Below are 18,445 nucleotides of genomic sequence, written 5' to 3' on the forward strand. Positions count from 1 at the left end.
CGCGCTTGGAGGAAGGTCCAAGAGTCCGGCTGGTCGTTGCCGATCCTGCAGGAGCTATTGACGAGCCGGGCCGGGCTTCCTAGATTCACTGCATCGCGGAAGTCGGCTTCCGCATCATGGAATTACGGAGCTCCTGAAACCTCTGGAGTTCCTGGAATTTCGCTCTGCTCGCCTGGGCCGGTCCTGTTCGCCGCAGGTACCGGTGGGCGGACGGCCGTCCCGCCGTCCGCCAGGGTCGTCCCAGCGTCACCGTGCTCCGTCCCGCACTTCGGTCGTCGTTCCCGGACCCGAAGCCACCATCGGTCAGATGTGGAGGGACCACAGTCATGGGCCGTCAGGACCTGGTGTCGCACCCGGACACCGCCGTCGCAGAACCGGACGTCGCCGCGCCGCCCGCCGTGCACCCCGTGGACGAAGTGCTGCCGCTCGGGCGGATGTCGGCGGTCGCGCTGCAGCACGTGGCCAGCATGTACGCGGGGGTCGCCGCGCCGCCGCTGATCATCGGTGGCGCGGTCGGCCTGACGCCGTCCCAGCTGACCACGCTGCTGGCCGCGAACCTCTTCGTCGCCGGCCTCGCGACCCTGCTGCAGACGCTCGGGGTGTGGCGGATCGGCTCGCGGCTGCCGTTCGTCAACGGCGTCTCGTTCGCCACCGTCTCGCCGGTGCTGGCCGTGGTGGCGGCGAAGCAGGGGGCCGCACTGCCGTTGATCTTCGGCTCCACCCTGGTCGCGGGGGTGGCCTGCTTCCTGCTGGCGCCGCTGCTCTGCCGACTGGTCCGCTTCTTCCCGCCGGTGGTCAGCGGCACCGTGATCACCCTGATCGGGGTCTCGCTGCTGCCGGTGGCCGGCAACTGGGCACAGGGCGGCGACTCGCACGCGCGGGGCTACGGCTCGCTGGGCAACCTCGGCCTCGCAGGGGTCACGCTGCTCGCCGTGCTGTTGCTCAACCGCTTCCTGCGGGGCTTCCTGCAGCGGATCGCGATCCTGTTCGGCCTGCTGATCGGCACCCTGGTGGCGATCCCGTTCGGCAGGGTGGACCTGCACGCGCTCGCCTCGCTGCCGTTCTTCGAGCTGCCGCACCCCTTCGCCTTCGGTGCGCCGCGCTTCGAGACCGCCTCGATCGTCTCGATGCTGGTGGTGATGCTGGTCGCGATGACCGAGTCCACCGCCGACATGATCGCGCTCGGCGAGGTGGTGGAGCGCCCCGCCGACGACCGCACGATCGCGGCCGGACTGCGCGCGGACGGGCTGGCCACCGCGCTCGGCGGGGCGCTCAACGGCTTCATCTGCTCGGCCTTCGCGCAGAACATCGGCCTGGTGGCGCTGACCAGGATCCGCAGCCGGTTCGTGGTGGCGCTCGGCGGCGCCTTCCTGATCGTGATGGGCCTGATGCCGGTGGTCGGCGGGCTGGTCTCGCTGGTCCCGCAGCCGGTGCTGGGCGGGGCCGGAGTGGTGCTCTTCGGCTCGGTGGCGGTGGCCGGACTGCGGACGCTGGGCAAGGCCGACCTGGCGGCCGGCTCCAACGCGCTGATCGTGGCGGTGAGTCTGGCGCTCGGGATCTTCCCGATCGCCTACCCGGACTTCTACCACGCCTTCCCGCAGCAGATCGCCACGATCCTGAGCTCGGGCATCTCGGCGGGCTGCCTGGCGGCGATCACGCTGAACCTGCTCTTCAACCACCTGGGGCGCCGGGCCGATCCCGCCTGAGGCCCGCCGTTCCGGTCAGCCGCCGTCGTAGGCCTTCTGCAGGGCGGCGATGTCGAGCTTGCCCATCTTGTACATCGCCTCGGTGGTCCGCACGGCCTTCACCGGGTCCGGGTCGCTGACCAGTTCGAGCAGCAGGGTCGGCACCACCTGCCAGGAGACGCCGTACTTGTCCTTCAGCCAGCCGCAGGGGCCCTCCTGGCCGCCGTTCTCACTCAGCCTGGTCCAGTAGTAGTCCACCTCGGCCTGGTCCGCGCAGCCGATCTGGAACGAGATGGCCTCGCTGAAGGTGAACTGCGGCCCGCCGTTGAGTCCCACGAAGCGCTGGCCGTTGATCTCGAACTCGACCGCCAGCACACTGCCGGCCGGCCCCGGTCCCGCCTCGGTGTACCGGCCGATCCGGCCCAGCTTCCCGCCCTTGAAGATCGACACGTAGTAGTTCGCCGCCTCCTCCGCCTGCCCGTCGAACCACAGGCACGTGGTGAATCCGTCGGTCGTCATGCCTACCTCCTCGCGTCCGGCCGTCTCCCCATCCTCGCGCGCACCGACGGGCGTCGCGACCGCGTCACTCCCGCGCGGGGCGGGACCGACCTGTCCGCCCCCGCAGCCGGGCCACCCCGTCGCGCTCCCGTACGCCCCTGGTCGCGGTCGCCGTCCCGCCGGCCCTTCGCCGACGGCACCCACGGCAGCCAGTCGCCCACCGGATCACCGAGCGAGGGACTGGGTTGTGGGGCATCGGGAGGCTTCTGCACGGATGGTGACGTGGGCTTCGCGATACGAAGAAGCCGCCTAGCGCAGAGGCGGCAGGCGGCTTCTGGATCCTCGGCTCAGGAGGCAAGCATCTCGATCTCTTTCTGGTGGTACTCCCCGGCGGTGTGTCGTGGAACCACAGCGGGCTCACCACCAGGTGAGAACGGCTCATTGGGCCAGTCCGGAGTTGCGTCTCCAGCAGCGTGAATAGCCGCGCGGATCGCTGTTTGAGCGTGCTCCAGGTTCCCAGGAGCGGTTGGACCTGTAACAGTCAGCTCCACGTCAACCGTCATGGCGTCTGCGTCCATGGCCACGCCGGCGTCACAGAGTCGCGGGTCGCACGCTTCAAGATCGAGTAGAGCATCCATCACGCGCTCAGCACTGTCAGAAAGCTCGTCGGCGCTCTCTGGTCCGACGACCTTGAAGGTCCAACGCACACTCGCTCGGAGATTCTCGTTCACGGGATCCCCTTCCAACATGGCTGACGCTTCCCCCAGCTAACCACGTTCTTCGCGTAGTCTGCCCCGCTAGGAGTCAAGTGATACCACCGCTTGTGTACTCCGCAGGGGCACTTCAGGGTGTAGTACTTCGGCGGGTCCTCGACTGTCCACCCATTCCGGTGAAAAAGCTCCAGAACCTGCTGATGATCTTTGGTGTGCTTCTTCCAGTACCCCACACGACCCTCGGCTCACTCTTGGCGGGCCCGCAAAGTCTACGGAGCCGTGACCCGGATCACCAGCGGCTTGTGTGAGATACGCCCGATGATAACCGGGTGCGTCAAGAGACGCCGGTCACAGCCTGCGTACGCAGCAGCGCTGGCCCCGGGGTCTGGCGTGGACTCTCCACGCTTCCCCCTGCCGCTTTCCGCGGCACCGCCGGGCGCGTGTGCCTGCCGACGTCATCACCATCACGCCCCTGGAAGTCAGTCCAACGCGTACTCCAGGACGTAGGAGTGGCTGCTGTCCCCGGACTGGATGATCTCGAAGCTGCCCGTGATCCCCACGAGCTCCCCGGCCCCCGTCCCAGGAACGACCTGGATCGCCAGCCGCTCCCCATGGCTGCCGGGCGCGCTGTGCTGCAGGACGAAGGAGCCCACCCGGCCGTCCACTTCTCCCGTGAACCGCTCCACGGCCACGTAGGCGGCGGGATTGCCCTCGACGTCGGCCACCGACAGCATCGCCACCGTGCTCGTCCCGTTCAGGCTGCCCTGGAACGACTTGCTGATCCGCACCCGCCCAAGCGCGGCCCCGGGCCCCTCGTCGAGCACCTCCGGCTCGAACGAGGTGAGCTCGAACGTCCCCTTGGCCTGCATGCCCATCGCACATCCTCCGCATCGTGATCGCTGCACTCGCGCGGGAGTCTCCCACGCGGCACCGACACGTCAGGCGAGCGGAAGAGCGCCAGCCCTGACGCACGCGACGAAGGCCGACCAGGCGTCGGCGGTGAAGACGAGCGCCGGGTCCTGGGGGTTCTTCGAGTCGCGGACGGGCATGATGTCCCGGAAACCGTCGGCAACCTCGATGCAGTTGCCCTGGTCAGCGCTGAACTTGCTCTTCCGCCACACGGCATAGCGCAGATCCTGGCTGCCTTGTGCACTGTGCTTCACTCGGACTCCTTTGCAAGAGGGCCGAGAGGGCGGGGCCGGTGGTCTCGGCCGAGCACCCCGCCATTCGGGATGGGGGACCGTAGGGTCGGACTCTGAGCTGGGCCAGGCTCGCGGGCTCCTCCCGTGCGGGGTGCGGGAGGAGCCCGTTTTGCGTCACATCCAGAACACTGTTTCCTGGGTGCGCATCCGTGTCACGCCAACGGCGGCAGACAGATCAGCTGCTGGCGGCTGATGTGCGAGTGTGACCGCCATGGGGTGCGTGATGGTGCTCGCGGCTCCCAGTGGTGCAGTGCTGATGGTACCCACAGTCACTACCCCGAGTATGAGGGCAGTGCTGACAAAGAGTCTCAACTGGCTTGCTCCATATGCACGTATCCATCTCATCATCCTGACTGATCGTCAGAACGTTGGGATTAACGTACAGAGCTGTCACCCCCTGGGGCAAATGGGGATATGGTGAAGCACGACCCGGGTGAGGCGGCTGGGAAAGTAATATAAAGCTATCGCTGTTTGGCATGCTCAGAGCGCCCGATGCTGCTCGCCCTTGGGATTTCCGTTGCTGTGGTCACGAAGTTCGGCCAACGCGGTGCGCGCCTGGGCCTCCTCCACCGGCGCCTGGATCCGTGCGGCAAGATCAGCGGCTGCCAGGAGGTGCCGCCGCGCGGACTCATCGTGACCCAGCTGTGCCTCGGCAAGTCCGAGGCCCAGAAGTGCGGCTGCCTGCTTGTGGTCGGCACCGATGCGGCTGGCCAGGGTCAATGCTTCGCTGTGCAGCGCTGCGGCCATCCGCGGGTGCTCGGCCCGCTGGTGGAGGTTGCCGAGGGTGATCATCCCCTCGGCTTGGTTCCAACGGTCACCCGCGCTTCGAAACGTCGTCAGTGCCGACTCCTGAAGCGTGCGCGCTTGATCAAGGTCAGCAGGCAGTCGGGTGGTTGCCACCAGGTTGTTCTGGATCATGGCGATCTCCAGCTCGGAAAGCACACCGGTGCCGGTGGACAAGGAACGCTTGAAGGTCGCATGTGCTGTCGCGGTGTCACCGGATTTCGACTGGGCATAGCCAAGGTTGTTGAGCAGCTGTGCGGAAAGCCGTGAGTTCCCGGCTGCATGGAATCCGGCCAACGCGTCGTCGAGAGCGGCGATCGCCCGCTCCTGCTGACCCATGTGCATGAAGGAGATGCCGATGTTGTTGATGATCCGATCACGTTGCCGCTGGTTTCCGGTGCGCTGGTTGGCGGCGAGCGCCTCGTGTTGGAGTTCCAGCGCGATCAACTGGTCACCCTCTCGGGCATGCCGCATCCCGCGCTGATTGAGTGCCTCCGCCACACCCTCCACGTCATGCGCCGCTCTCGCGAGTCTCAGTGCTCTTGCCGTGATCGCATCCGCCTGCGGGTACTGCGTGCCGCGCTGGTGGGCATAGGCCAGATCCAGCAGGGCCCGCACCTCGGCCTGCTGCTCGCCCGTCGCGTGCCAGAACTCGGCAGCGGCCTGGTGGAGGCGTACGGAGTCGACCCAGAAGCATTCGGCGTCAAGGAAGCCGGCCAGTAGGTGGGTGAGGCGGAACGCGTCGGCTCGGTTGTCATCGTTCACGGCACGTTGCTGGATCGCCAGCAGACTTGCCTGCTCGTTGAGAAGCCAACGGCGCGCCTGTGCAGGCGAGTTCCACGACAGGCCCGTCGCCGGACCGGGTGGCAGGTCGGCGAAGTGGAGCCGCAGCCGGTGCGGATAGAGCAGCCGGTCGGCATGGTCCGTCGCGCACAGGGCGTACGCGGTGAGCCGGTTCGCTGCCGAGGCCCGCTCCTCGGTCGAACTCTCCGACTCGGCCAGGCTCGCTGCGAAGGCGCCCAACAGGTCGTGAAAGGCGTAGGACTCGAAGCTGGGCTCCTGGATCAGATGGGAGTCGAGAAGTGCTTCGAGCGCACGCTCGGACTGCCGCAGCGGGGAGCCCAGCAGCGCTGCCGCGGCGAACTGGTCGAACCGCGGGCCGGGATGGAGTCCGAGGAGCCGGAAGGCGCGCTGGTGATCGGTACTGAGGGCGCGATAGGAGAGAGCGAGATGGATCGTCAGATCATTTTCCTTGTAGTGGAATTCATCGATCAGTGAGGAGGTGGTGGACAGGCGTTGCGCGAGGTGTTGGAGGGTCCAGGCCGCCCGAGACCGGAAGCGGGTCGCAAGGATTTCGACTGCCAGAGGCAGGTAGCCGGTGCGGGCGACAATCTCCCGGACGATCTCCTGGTCGGCTGCCCGTTCGCCCACCAGCCGCTGGAAGAGCTCGACCGCGCTCGCAATCGTCAGAAGGCCCACGCCGTGCTGGTGGACTGCGGGGAGTTCACTGAGATTCACTCGACTGGTGAGGATCAGCAGCGAGTTCGCGTCCGCTGGGATCAACTGTCGTACCTGGTCCGCGTGGGCGACGTTGTCCAGCACGATCACATAGCGGCGCTCCGCCAGCATCCGCAGCCAGAGGTCGACGCGCTGCTCATGGTCGGCGGGCAGCCTCGTCAGCGGCACCCCGATGGCCCGTAGCACCTCCATTACCGCGCCCTCGGCGGTCAGCGGCTGCCGGGTGGCGGAGAAGCCGTGCAGCGAGACCAGGAACTGCCCCTCGGGGAAGAGATCGCGTAGCCGCTCGGCGAGATGGCGGGCCAGCATGGACTTCCCCACTCCGCCGGTGCCCGTGATGGCGACGGTTCGCGTGTGGCTGGAACCTGTGACCGCGCGGACCAGGTCCGCCAGGTCCTGTTCGCGCCCGACGAGGGGTTGTAACTGCGGTAGCCGCGACGGTGTGGGGGCCGGTGCCGGCGCTTTCGCGGCCAGGTTCCGTGCCCTCGGCACCAGCCGCTCCGCTGGTGTTCCGTCCAGGATTTGCGCGTGCAGCTCGGTCAGCTCATGCCCGGGGGCGGTGCCCAGGTGTTGGTCGAGGGTCCGGCGGGTGGCCCGGTACCGGGCCAGCGCTTCGCCCTGGCGGCCGGCGCCGTGCAGGGCGAGCATCAACCGGGCCACCAGGGTCTGGTGGGTCGGATGTGCGGCGACCAGCGGGGCAAGATCCGTCACGAGCTCGGCGAAGTGGCCCATCCGCATGCCGACTTCGGCATGGGTGACCGCAGCGGCCAGGTGCTCGTCCGTGAGGGTGGCGCGGGCGGCGCTGGCCCACTCGCCGCGCAGGCCGGCCAGGGGATCGCCGGCCCACAGGGTGGCGGCTTGGGTCAGGAGCGTCAAAGCGGTGACGTCGTCGCCGTGTTCGGCGGCGTCGCGGGCGCGCTGGGTCAGGCGGCGGAAGCGGTGGTAGTCGACGATGCCGGGGTCGACTTCGAGGGTGTAGGCATGGCCGCGGGAGAGGATCAGCGGCGCGGGGCAGCCGCCCCCACCCTTCGCGGCATTGTTCAGGAGCCTGCGGAGCTTGGAGATGTTGGAGTGCACGCCGCCTGCCGGGTCGGTGGGCAGGTGGGAGTCCCAGAGCCGGTCGGCCAAGGTGTCCAGGGACAGCGGACGTCCGGCGTCCCAGGCGAGCGCTGCCAGCAGGCAGCGCACCTTTTCCGGGCTGACCGCGAACGCCGCGCGGCCGACCAGGAGTTCGACCGTTCCCAGGAGTCGTACTTCCAGCAAGATGCTCCTCCTCTGGTCGGTTGCCGCCCGTGCCCCGCATGTGCTCATGACAGATTGGAGGGCGGCCAGGGCAATAGCACGAGTGGTAGCGGGGTAGAGGACACTGCATCACCTCTTTCGAGTTGAGAAAAGCATTAGGCCGGAATCGACTGAACGGAGCAGTAACTGATGAACGGTTGATCGGCAAATGAGTGATCTGGGGGGTAACTCATGGGAACAACCGAAGACGAGAGCGCGACCCGCAACCTCATCACCGGCGCCGCCCGCATCAGCGGCGGGGTGATCCAGGCCGGCGCCATCCACGGCACGGTCCACCTGCACGGCGCCGGGCCTGCCGCCGCACCGCCGCCGGTGCCACAACAACTGCCGCCGCCCACTGGCCCCTTCGTCGGCCGCCGGGCCGAATTGGCGGCCCTGGGGGAGCTGCGCGGCGGGCCGGCCGACTGCCGCCGGCTGATCGTGGTGAACGGCCCCGCGGGGGTCGGCAAGACGGCGCTGGTCCTCGCATGGGTGCGCTCGCTGGCCGCCGACTGTCCGGACGGCCTCCTCTACGCCGACCTGCGCGGCCACGCACCCGGCGGTCCGGCGCCGGCCGGGGAGACGCTCGGGGCGCTCCTGCGCGCGTTCGGGGTCGAGCGGGTGCCCGGGGCGCCGGCCGAGGCCGCCGCGCTGTGGCGGTCCGTCAGTGCCGGTCGGCGGATCGCCCTGGTGCTCGACAACGCACTCACCGCCGCCCAGGTGCGCCAGCTGCTGCCCGGTTCGCAGAGCGCGCTGGTGGTGGTCGCCAGCCGCAACCGGCTCTCCGGGCTGGGGGTGGACGGCGCGGTGTTCCAGCCGCTGGGGCTGCTGGACGAGTCGGCCGCCGCCGAGATCCTGACCCGTCGGATCGGTCCGGCACGGGCCGGGCGCGAGCCCGAGGCGGTGCGCGAGGTGGCGGCGCACTGCGGGGGACTGGCGCTCGCCGTCTCGCTGGTCGCCGCCCGGGTGGCCGCCCGGCCCCGGCTCACCCTGGCGGCCACCGCCGCCTCCCTCGCGAGTGACAGCGAGCGGCTGACCGCCCTGCGGGTGGACGGGGAACCCGCGGTGCGCAGTGCGCTGGACGCCTCCTGTGGCGGCCTGGTGCCCGGGGTCCGCCGGCTCTACCAGCTGCTCGGCCTGCTCCCGTTCACCGATTTCAGCACCGAGGACGCGGCGGTGCTCACCGGAGCCGCCTTCGCGGACGCGGACGCCCTGCTCGACGAACTGGCCGAGGCGAACCTGATCGAGGACCTGGGGACCGGCCGCTTCCGCTTCCACGACCTGGTCCGGCTGCACGCGCGGGACCAGGTGCGAGGAGAGCTGGCGAAGGACGAGCAGGACGCGGTCCTGCGCCGGATACTCGAGTGGTACCTCGCCACTGCCACCGCGGCCGAGCGGCTGCTCACGCCCAACCACGCCACCCTGAGGCGCGATCACACCTGCCCGCCCGCTGCCCCGCCGTTCGGGGCGGCGGACTCCCAGGCCGCACTGCGCTGGCTGGACCAGGAGCGCGGCCACCTGCTGGAAGGCGTCCGGGCAGCGGCGGCGCACGGCTGGTTCCCGCTCGGTTGGCAGCTGGTCGACGCGATGTATCCCCTCTTCCACCGCCTGCGGGCCTTCGAACTCCAGGACGAGGCGCACCGGTTGGGGCTGGCGGCAGCCCGCAGGGCGGATGATCCGGCGGCGCTGGCGAGGATGCTGACCGATGGTGGCGGCCGGTTGCGCAACCTCGGCCGGCCCGAGGAGGCGATCCGCCGCTACCAGGAGGCGCTGGAGCTGGCCCAGGCGGACGGTGACGCCAAGGCCGAGGCGCAGGCGCTGCACGGGATCGGCCAGGCGCACCTGCTCGCCGGGCGGCTCGCCGAGGCGACCCGGTGCTTCCGTGAGGATCTGGCGCTGCGGCTGTCCGTCGGCTACGCCCGCGGTGCCGCGCTGACCCGGGTGGTGCTCGGCGATGTCGCGCTCGCCCAGCGCCGACCCGACCTCGCGCTGCCCGAACTCACGGTCGCGTACCAGACGTTGATGGACATCGGTGAACCCTACGAGGCCGCCCGGGCGCTGGCCCACCTGGGCCGGGCGCACACCGCGCTCGGCGACCACCAGGCGGCCGAGCGGGTGCTCGACCAGGCCGCCGACCTGTTCCGCAGCACCGGATCGCCGACCTGGGAGGCCAGGACCCTGGAACTGCACGGAGAGCTGGCCGAGGCGCGCGAGGCCTCGCAGCAGGCCCTGGACTGCTACGAGGCCTCCCTGGCGCGCTACCAGGCGCTGGGCGCCCCCGACGTCCAGCGCCTGACGGCGAAGCTCGACCGCCTGCGCGAGGCGCCCCCCGCACCCGCGCCCGCACCCGAGCCCGCACCCGCGCCCGCGTCCGAGCCCGCCTCCGCACCCGACTGAGCGTTCATCCGCAGCGCGCCCCCGGGGGTGAGCAGCGCCACCGAGTGCAGCGCCCCCGGCGCCAGGCCGGCGACCAGCCAGGTGTGCAGCAGGGAGCCGAGCAGCGCGGCGGGCACCGGGCGATCACCGGGGCCGGGCAGCCAGCACAGGCTGGTCCCGGCCAGCCGGGTGCGCACCGCCCCGTCCGGCTGCCTGACCGCCACCACCAGGCAGCCGGGGTGGGCGGTCAGCAGCTCCGCCTCGCAGCCGGCGAAGCGGGGGCCGCCGTGCAGCACATCGGCCGGCTCGCGGCTGCCGGGGCCCGCCAGGTCGACGCTGAGGTGCTCGTCGACCACCCGGGGGCCCCGGTACGGCGCCGCGGCCGTCAACTGGGCCAGCAGCGGCGCCGCGTCGGCCCCCGCGGGCGGCTCCAGCTGGGCCAGCAGGCTGCTGCGGTCCGGACCGGCAGGGGTGAGGGCCACCCTCACCTGGCCGTCCAACACGCCGTTCATCGGGCCTCCTTCGAGTCGAGCCTCTTGGGCGGCTCCAGCGGCTCGGTCTCCGGCCGGTGCGCGGGTTCGCCCAACTCCAGGATCCGGTAGAGCAGTCGGCGCATGTTGGGATTGAAGGCGCCGGGTTCGGAGGAGATCCGGGCCGCGATCGCCGCGTACTCCTCGGGGCGGTACTGCTCGGCAGCGTACGCCAGTTGCTCGGTCAGCGGCCGGGTCGGGGACAGGGACGGCGCGGTGCGGGCGAGTTGCGCGCCAGGGGAGTTCTGGTTGACGGTGCGGAACGGGTACTGCGAGATCAGGATCGGCGCGCCGGTCATCGTCCCGTAGAGCGTGACCGAACCGTGGTCGCCGAGGATGTAGTCGGCCGCGATCAGCAGCGGTCGCCAGTCGGACTCCGGTGCCAGCAGCGGCAGCCGCCCGCCCGCGCCGTCGGCCAGCCATGACCTGACCTGCCAACCCCCGTGGCCGGACCAGACATTGGGGTGGACGAGCAGTGCGGCCCGGCAGCCCTCGGGCAGTTCGGTGAGCAGCCGGGGCAGCAGCGAGTCGAGCCGGTGGAACGCCGAGCCCAGGCCCCAGGTGGAGCAGACCAGGACGAACCGCTCGTCCTCGCGCAGCCCGAGCGCCCGGCGGTAGGCGGCCCGGTGCGGCAGGCCGGCCGCCAGCCGGTCGTAACTGGCGTCGCCCACCACCTCGGTGATCGGCAGCGCCTCGGGGCAGGAGTGCGCCAGGGTGTCCAGGTCCTCGCTGTGCGCGACGGCGAAGGCCCGGGGCACCACCTTGCCGTCCCAGGTCAGGTAGCCGCGGCCGAGGCCCCCGATGCTGCCCTCGGCGGCGTCGCCGCGCCGGGACATCTTGATGTGGCCCGCGCCGTGCGGCAGTCGGACCAGCGGCCCGCGCAGCTGCTCCATGCCCTGCGAGCCGGCGGTCAGGATCAGGTCGAACTCGGTCGCGACGGCGCGCTCCCAGGGGAGCACGGTGCCGCCCAGCTCGGCGAGCACCCGTTCGGTGCCGTCGTTGAAGGCGTGCGGGGCGACGGTGAAGACCACGCTGACCCGCAGATCGGCGCGGAAGAGCACGAGCAGGTCTTTGATCCGCATCCCGTAGACCAGGGTGTGGATGACGACCAGGACCTTCTTGCAGTCGGGTACGGTCGCCCACTGGCCGGGATCGCGGTGCACCGGGCGGGACGGCGTCTGAACCGACGACATGGTCAATTCCCCCTTGAAGCATGGAAGTTCAGCCGCTGTGCGGCGGCCGAAGGAGGCCTTCCTGGGTGGGCTGGCGAAAGCCCTGCCGGACCCTTGCAGAATTCCTGCACCGCAGGTGCGGTGCGGGCGCGAACCGGTGCGCGGGGGAGGCGAAAGGGTGGTCGGGGAGGCGAAACGGCGGTCGGTCAGCGCGCCGGTGGGGCGCCGGCTGCCGCGCGCAGCTCCTTGAGCCGGGCCACGTCGGCGGCGTGGCCGAAGCCGGGGGCGGCGCTGCGGTCGGGCGTCTCCAGGATCAGCGGGACCCCGGCGGTGTCCGGGTGCGCGAGCAGCTCGCGGAAGGCGCCTGTGCCGATGTGCCCGTCGCCGATGTTGGCGTGCTGGTCCTTGCGGGCGCCCACCACGTCCTTGGAGTCGTTGGCGTGGATCAGCCGCAGCCGCCCGGGGCCGATCGCGGCGGTCAGCGCGTCCAGTGCCTGCCCGACGCCGCCGGGGGCCGCCAGGTCGTGCCCGGCGGCGAAGGCGTGGCAGGTGTCCAGGCAGACCCCGACCCGGGGGTGGTGGTCCAGCGCCTCGGCGTACTCGGCCAGCTCCTCCAGCCGGGAGCAGAGCGAGCGGCCCTGTCCGGCGGTGGGTTCCAGCAGCAGCCAGGGCGCGTCCTCGCCGAGGCGGTCCAGCTCGGCCAGCAGCGGGCGCAGGTCGTCGCGGACCTGGGCCATCGCCTCGGCGCGCCGCGAGGAGCCGTCGGCGGCGGTGCCGACCGCCGAGCCGGTGTGCACGACCACGCCGAGCGCGCCGATCGCCCGGCCGCGCAGCAGCGAGTGGCGCAGCGAGGCGGTGGAGCGCTCGCGGGTGGCGGGGCTGTCCGAGCCGAAGTTGATCAGGTAGGGGGCGTGCACGTAGGCGGGGATGCCGCGCTCGGCGCAGGCCGCCCTGAAGGCCTCGTCCTGCGCGGGGTCGCCGGCCGGGGTGGCCCAGCCGCGCGGGTTGGCGACGAAGACCTGCACGGCCTCGCCCCCGATCTGCTCCAGGTAGGCGAGCCCGGTGCCGACCAGCCCGCGCCCGGCCACCGGCACGTGCGCGCCGATCGGGTTGCGGAGGAGGGCCTGGACGCCTGCCGGGGCACCGGTCTGAGCTGGGGGATTCACCCCACGAGGGTGCCACACCCGCCGCGGGACGAACGACCGAGGCCGCCCCCGCAGCAGCGGGGACGGCCTCGGCCTCTACCGATCAGGCGTCATCGACGCCCGGCATCAGTTGACGGTGTAGCTGTACGGGATCTGGGCCAGGACCGACCCGGTGATGCTGAGCGCGCTGTTCGCGACCGGGTTGGAGGCCGGGCCGGAGACCAGGTAGAGCACGCCGTGCACCTGGGTGCCCTTGGCGCCCTTGGGCGTCAGGGTGATCTGCAGGTTGCCGGTCGCACCGGGCTGGACGGCCACCGGGGTGACGGCCGGCGCGGTGGCGTTGAAGGCGGCGGCGTACGGGTCACCGGTGCTGGAGGTCAGCGCCGGGTCGAACGCCAGGGTGTGCGCGGAGGCGGACACCGTGGAGCTGCCCGCGGGGGCGCCGGTGGTCGGGAACGGGCCGATCTGCTGGACGTAGGTGCCCCACAGACCCGGGACGATCGGCTGCGAGGCGCTGCCGCTGTCCTGGACGACCGAGACGGTCGAGCCGTTCTGCGCCCGCTTCAGGTCGCCGAACAGGTCGGGCGAGGCGGTCGGGCCGCTGAACTCGAGCTGCGCCGGCGTGGTGGAGGCGGCCACCGTGGTCACCTTGTCGGTGCCCGGGGGAACCATGAAGGTGGGGGTCACGGTGCTGGTGCTCTGCGGCAGCGCGATCGTGGCCGAGGCGCCGATCGGGAGCAGCGGCAGGTCGACGCGGTTGTTCAGACGACCGTCGGCCTGCAGCTGCTGCACGGCGGCGGTGTTGTTGGTGTACTGCACGTTGACGGTGACCGGCTTGCCGGCCGCCAGCTTGGTCTTGGTGTTGTTCGGCAGGCCGGGCGCGGTGGCCTGGTCCTGGTCGAAGGCGACCTGGCCGTTGAAGGTCTGGCCGAGCTCGGCACCGCTGACCGGGTTGAGCACGTTGAGCACGAACCGCCAGCGGCCGGCGGCCGGGTTGACGGTGGTGGCCGAGACGCCGGCCGCGTAGGAGGCGATGTTGCCGGAACCGTCGAAGGCGACGTTGGTCTCGGCGTCGATCGGGGTGCCGTTGGGGCTGATCAGCACGCCCTGCATCACCAGGTTCGGGTCCTTGGCGACGGTCACGCCGACGCGCAGGTCCTTCTTGCCCGCCGGGACGTCGAAGGCCCAGGAGTTGGACTGTGCCGGCGAGGAGCTACGGGCGTTGCCACCGGTGATGGTGCCGGTGAAGGTGCCGCTGTTGCCGTTGAGCGGGACCAGGCTGCGCAGCACGACCGGGACGCTGGTGGTGGCGCCGTTGGAGCTGGCGACCACGACGTTCTCGGTGGTGTCGCCGCCGGTGGCCGGGGTGGTCACCTGCACGTGCAGCTTCTTGGTCTCACCGGGCTTGAGGTCGGTGACCTGCGGGCTGACCGAGCCGGCCGGGACCGCGCGCTGGGTGTAGGTGTCCAGCTGGACCGGGCCGGTGAAGCCGTTGGCGCCGACCGGGGTGTAGAGGATGCCGGTCCAGGTGCCCGCGGCCGGGTGCGGGACGTCCACGAAGCCGAAGTTGGCCGAGGTGGCGCCGCCCTGCGGACGGGTGTTGGTCTCGTAGCGGCCGGACGGGTCCAGCAGCGTCAGACGGACGACCGGGGTCACCACGTTGTTGCCGGACTTCTGCGCCGCGCCCTGCCACGCTATTGACGCGCCCAGGCGGTCGGCACCGGTCGGCACGTTGAAGGTGACCTTGTGCGCGACCCAGGGAGCGCCGTTGGTGGCGTACGGGAACTGCGGGTCGGTCGAGGAGTTGAGCGCGACCGTCTGCTTCGCGTCGCTCTGCGGCGCGAAGACGCGGGTCGAGGCGCTCACGGTCTGCGGCTTGGAGCTGGTGTTCACCACGGTGACGTCGGTGGTGTGGTCCGAGCCGGCCTGGCCGGTCACGGTGACCTGGCCGCTGGTGACCGCGACGGTGCTGCTGTCCTGCGAACCGGCCGGGCTCTGGTAGCCGCGGGCGGCCTCGACGGCGGCACGCACGTTCAGCAGACCGGCGCCCTGCTCCTCGGCCGGCAGGCCGAGGTCCGCGGCGGTGCCGGTGAGGAACTGCTTGACCAGCGCGGGCTTCGGGGAGGCGCCGTTGTGGCTGTCCCGGTAGGCCTGGATGACGTCGGCGGCAGCGCCGGCGGTCATCGGGGCGGCCTGGCTGGTGCCGCCGAAGGGCTGGATGCCCGATCCCTGGCCGTTGAAGTTGGTGCAGTCGGCGTAGGTGTTGTTGTCGGGGGAGCAGAGCGCCCAGTCCGACTCACCCGGGGCGACCAGGTCGATGGTGCGCCCGGCCTGGGTGACACCGCCCGAGGACAGCGCCGAGATGCGGTTGTCGGCCCAGGTCCCGTTGGAGAACTGGAAGGCGCCGTAACCGGTCTGCGCGTAGTTCTGGTTGTCCGTCGAGGCACCGGCCGAGATGACGTTCGGGTCGGTCGCCGGGGTGCCGACGGTGCCGTTGACACCCGCGTCACCGCTGGAGACGGCGACGGTGACGCCCGCGGCGACGGCCATGTCGTTGAAGAGCGAGATGGTGTCGTGCGCGCCGCTGTCCGGGGTGATGTTGCTGCCGAACGACTCGTTGAGCACGTCGACGTGCGCGACCGAGACCGCGTAGTCGATCGACTGCAGGATCGCGGAGTTCGGGAGCAGCTCGCCACCGGCCTTGAGGGCGACCAGCGAGGCGCCCGGGGCGATGCCCTCGACGCGGATGTTGCAGCCGGCCGGCAGCGGGTGGCTCGGGTTCACGAACTTCGACAGGTCGTAGGTCTGGCGGCCCTGGGCGATCATCGCCGAGGCGTCGCCGAAGGCCTCGCCGCCACCGGAGGGGGCGAAGAAGCCGTCACCCGAGAAGTCCTTGTAGTCCACCACGGCGTGCGAGCCGTCGGGGCGGATGAAGTCCGGGTTGTTGGGGTCCAGACCGTCGGCGATGTAGGCGACCTTGACGCCCTTGCCGTCGGCGATCTCGTGCGCGCCGGGCTGACCGGGGGTGCTCTCGGCGTGCGTCGAGTACAGCGCCTCGGGCTCGAGCAGCGGCTTGGACGGGTCGCTCGGGCAGACCGCGTTCGGGTCGTACGAGTCGCCCTTGGTGTCCGGGGCGGCGACCTTCGCGTTCGACGTGCCGCCGGTGGGGGCGGTGGTGCCGGCGGTGTCCTGGTCGGCACCGGGCTTGGGCGCCGGCGGGGCGACCTTGATGGTCTGGTCGTCGACGACCGAGGCGACGGCCGGGTTGGCGGCCAGCTGCGCCCGCAGGGCGGGGCTGACGGTGGCCGAGAAGGCGTTGCCGACCACGAAGCTCTTGACGTCGGTGCCGCCGGACTTCTTCACCTGGTCCAGCAGCGGGGCCTGGGCCTTGGCGGCGTCCTGCTTGCGCGCGTCCAGGTGACCGGCGTCGGCCGGGGTGCTGGAGAGCTGGTCCTTCAGAATCACGATCACCGGAGCCGGCGCGCCGCTCTCCGAAGCCGCTTGGGCGTTCGGGGCGGGAACTGCCGGGGCGCCCATGGCGTTGGTCCCAAAAGCGAGGACCACGGATGCGGCGGTGAGGGTGACGGCTGCGAGCTGCGACTTGCGCCAGCCGATCATGAACATCCCTTCGTCTGATAAGACGTCAGGGGGCGCGGCCAGACCGCGCGTACCGGGGTCGGACGCACGCGTGCTTCTGGAACGCCCGTCCCGACAAGCTCACGCATTTCATCGTGTCGAAGCCCGCCACGACAAGGGGTTGACACCTGGTGTGGGTTTCGTTAATCGGGGAGTGATGTCCGATAGACGGACAATCGCAGATGGGAGGCCCTGTCACGGCTCGACGCGCCGTGAGTTTTTTATGAAGATCACAAGATTGTGATGTTTGAACCTCGATGTACGCTGACCGAATGTCAGGTCAAGCAAGAGTAAAGGACGGCCTGACGTGGCGTCACGCACAGCTCGCCAGGACATACCCACCGGCATGAACCTGACTCATCCGAGTACCGTTCCGGACGTTTTGCGCCGCTCTGCGGCCCGGGTGCCCGAGCGGATCGCACTGCACTTCGCGGACCGCCGCTGGAGCTACCGGGAGCTGGACGCCGCCGTCACCCGGGCCGCCGCCGCACTGCTGGACCGCGGCCTGCGCGCGGGCGACCGGGTGGCCGCGCTCGGCCGCAACTCCGACGCCTACCTGATCCTCTTCCTCGCCTGCGGCCGGGCCGGGCTGGTGCACGTACCGGTCAACTACAACGCCACGACGGAGGAATTGCGGTATTTCGTCACCCAGTCCGGCAGCGCCCTGCTGCTGCACGACGCCGACTACACCGCCGCGGCGGCCGCGCTGGACCCGCTGCCCCGCGCGACCCTGGAGGAGCTGCGCGAGGCGGCCGCCGCGGGGCCGGTCCCCGCGCTCGACGTCCAGGTGCGGGACACCGACCTGGCCCAGCTGCTCTACACCTCCGGCACCACGGCTGCCCCCAAGGGCGCGATGATGACCCATCGGGCGCTGCTGCACGAGTACCTCTCCGCGATCACCGGCCTCGACCTGACCGAGCGGGACCGCCCGCTGCACGCGCTGCCGCTCTACCACTCCGCTCAGCTGCACGTCTTCCTGATGCCCCATCTGCTGCTCGGCGCGGAGAACCACCTGGTCGCCGCCCCCGACCCGGGCGAGCTGCTGGCCCTGCTCGCGGGGGAGCGGCTGACCAGCTTCTTCGCCCCGCCCACCGTCTGGGGCGCCGTCGCCGCCCACCCCGACTTCGCCGGCAGCGACCTCGGCGCACTGACCAAGGCCTACTACGGGGCCTCGGTCATGCCCGCCCCCGTGCTCGCCAAGCTCCGTCGGGCGCTGCCCGGAACCGGCTTCTACAACGCTTTCGGGCAGTCCGAGGCCGGCCCGCTGACCACGGTGCTGCGCCCGGAGGAGCACGCCGAGCGGCCCGACTCGGCCGGCCGCCCGGTGCTCTTCGTCGAGGTCAAGGTGGTGGACGAGAGCGGCGCCGAGGTCGGCCCGGACGTGGTCGGCGAGGTGCTCTACCGCTCCCCGCAGCTGTGCACCGGCTACTGGGGCAAGCCCGCCGAGACCGAAGGCGCCTTCCAGGGCGGCTGGTTCCACTCCGGCGACCTGGTGCGGCGCGACGCGCAGGGCTACCTCTTCGTGGTGGACCGGGTCAAGGACGTGATCAACACCGGTGGTGTGCTGGTCGCCTCCCGACAGGTGGAGGACGTGCTCTACGGGCACCCCGCGGTGGCCGAGGCGGCCGTGATCGGCGTGCCGCACCCGCGCTGGATCGAGGCGGTGACGGCCGTGGTGGTGCTCCGCGAGCCGGTCGGGCCCGAGCACGAGCCGGCCCTCGCACAGGAGTTGATCGCCTTCGCGCGCGAGCGGCTGCCCGCCTACAAGACGCCCAAGACGGTGCATTTCGTGGCAGGCCTGCCGAAGAACGCCTCCGGCAAGCTGCTCAAGCGCGAACTGCGCGAGCGCCTGACCGGATCGGCGGCGGGCTGGACGCGGTAGGAGGGTCCGCCGGCAGGGCCCGCC

At 70.9% G+C, this 18,445-nt stretch carries 11 protein-coding genes; 3 read left to right on the plus strand and 8 right to left on the minus strand.

The annotated features are described in order from the left end of the window. The first annotated feature begins 326 nt into the window (after nucleotides 1-326). Nucleotides 327-1,706, plus strand: coding sequence for a nucleobase:cation symporter-2 family protein (locus OG500_RS29395; protein ID WP_442789250.1), 1,380 nt, complete (start codon nucleotides 327-329; stop codon nucleotides 1,704-1,706). Between the two features lie 15 nt (nucleotides 1,707-1,721). On the opposite strand, the gene OG500_RS29400 is transcribed toward OG500_RS29395, so the two are convergent. From OG500_RS29400 to OG500_RS29420, 5 genes are all read right to left on the minus strand, one after another. Then, nucleotides 1,722-2,204, minus strand: coding sequence for a VOC family protein (locus tag OG500_RS29400; RefSeq protein ID WP_327069857.1), 483 nt, complete (start codon nucleotides 2,202-2,204; stop codon nucleotides 1,722-1,724). Between the two features lie 326 nt (nucleotides 2,205-2,530). Then, entirely contained in the window at nucleotides 2,531-2,914 is a 384-nt protein-coding gene (locus OG500_RS29405; RefSeq protein ID WP_327069858.1) for a hypothetical protein, read from the minus strand. Nucleotides 2,915-3,375: 461 nt separating this feature from the next. After that, nucleotides 3,376-3,771: a DUF3224 domain-containing protein gene (locus tag OG500_RS29410; protein ID WP_327069859.1), complete on the minus strand. Its 396-nt coding sequence runs from the start codon at nucleotides 3,769-3,771 to the stop codon at nucleotides 3,376-3,378. A gap of 63 nt (nucleotides 3,772-3,834) precedes the next feature. Continuing rightward, nucleotides 3,835-4,059 carry a DUF397 domain-containing protein gene (locus OG500_RS29415; protein ID WP_327069860.1) on the minus strand — a complete coding sequence of 75 codons (225 nt, stop codon included), beginning with the start codon at nucleotides 4,057-4,059 and terminating at the stop codon, nucleotides 3,835-3,837. A gap of 519 nt (nucleotides 4,060-4,578) precedes the next feature. Next, nucleotides 4,579-7,662 carry an AfsR/SARP family transcriptional regulator gene (locus OG500_RS29420; RefSeq protein ID WP_327069861.1) on the minus strand — a complete coding sequence of 1,028 codons (3,084 nt, stop codon included), beginning with the start codon at nucleotides 7,660-7,662 and terminating at the stop codon, nucleotides 4,579-4,581. A 210-nt stretch (nucleotides 7,663-7,872) separates the two neighbouring features. On the opposite strand from OG500_RS29420, the gene OG500_RS29425 reads away from it, so the two are divergent. After that, on the plus strand, nucleotides 7,873-10,077 hold the full coding sequence (locus OG500_RS29425; protein ID WP_329584475.1) for a tetratricopeptide repeat protein: 2,205 nt from the start codon (nucleotides 7,873-7,875) through the stop codon (nucleotides 10,075-10,077). A gap of 487 nt (nucleotides 10,078-10,564) precedes the next feature. On the opposite strand, the gene OG500_RS29430 is transcribed toward OG500_RS29425, so the two are convergent. The 3 genes from OG500_RS29430 to OG500_RS29440 all read right to left on the minus strand — a co-directional run bounded on the left by OG500_RS29430 (nucleotide 10,565) and on the right by OG500_RS29440 (nucleotide 16,521). Further along, nucleotides 10,565-11,779: a hypothetical protein gene (locus OG500_RS29430; protein WP_327069863.1), complete on the minus strand. Its 1,215-nt coding sequence runs from the start codon at nucleotides 11,777-11,779 to the stop codon at nucleotides 10,565-10,567. A gap of 185 nt (nucleotides 11,780-11,964) precedes the next feature. Further along, on the minus strand, nucleotides 11,965-12,924 hold the full coding sequence (locus OG500_RS29435) for a deoxyribonuclease IV (RefSeq protein ID WP_327069864.1): 960 nt from the start codon (nucleotides 12,922-12,924) through the stop codon (nucleotides 11,965-11,967). A gap of 105 nt (nucleotides 12,925-13,029) precedes the next feature. Next, a complete protein-coding gene (locus OG500_RS29440) occupies nucleotides 13,030-16,521 on the minus strand; it encodes a S8 family serine peptidase (protein ID WP_327069865.1) in 3,492 nt (1,163 codons plus the stop codon). A gap of 364 nt (nucleotides 16,522-16,885) precedes the next feature. On the opposite strand from OG500_RS29440, the gene OG500_RS29445 reads away from it, so the two are divergent. After that, the gene (locus OG500_RS29445; RefSeq protein WP_329584477.1) at nucleotides 16,886-18,421 is read left to right on the plus strand and encodes a fatty acyl-CoA synthetase; all 1,536 of its coding nucleotides are present in this window, start codon (nucleotides 16,886-16,888) and stop codon (nucleotides 18,419-18,421) included. Nucleotides 18,422-18,445: the final 24 nt, after the last annotated feature.

This window comes from Kitasatospora sp. NBC_01250 (assembly GCF_036226465.1).
Taxonomy (GTDB): domain Bacteria; phylum Actinomycetota; class Actinomycetes; order Streptomycetales; family Streptomycetaceae; genus Kitasatospora.

What these genes read in the sequence shown, in the direction of transcription:
- OG500_RS29395 (WP_442789250.1), top strand. Translation starts at nt 327, where the DNA reads ATGGGCCGTCAGGACCTGGTGTCGCACCCGGACACCGCCGTCGCAGAA.
- OG500_RS29400 (WP_327069857.1), bottom strand. Translation starts at nt 2,204, where the DNA reads ATGACGACCGACGGATTCACCACGTGCCTGTGGTTCGACGGGCAGGCG.
- OG500_RS29410 (WP_327069859.1), bottom strand. Translation starts at nt 3,771, where the DNA reads ATGGGCATGCAGGCCAAGGGGACGTTCGAGCTCACCTCGTTCGAGCCG.
- OG500_RS29425 (WP_329584475.1), top strand. Translation starts at nt 7,873, where the DNA reads ATGGGAACAACCGAAGACGAGAGCGCGACCCGCAACCTCATCACCGGC.
- OG500_RS29430 (WP_327069863.1), bottom strand. Translation starts at nt 11,779, where the DNA reads ATGTCGTCGGTTCAGACGCCGTCCCGCCCGGTGCACCGCGATCCCGGC.
- OG500_RS29440 (WP_327069865.1), bottom strand. Translation starts at nt 16,521, where the DNA reads ATGATCGGCTGGCGCAAGTCGCAGCTCGCAGCCGTCACCCTCACCGCC.
- OG500_RS29445 (WP_329584477.1), top strand. Translation starts at nt 16,886, where the DNA reads ATGAACCTGACTCATCCGAGTACCGTTCCGGACGTTTTGCGCCGCTCT.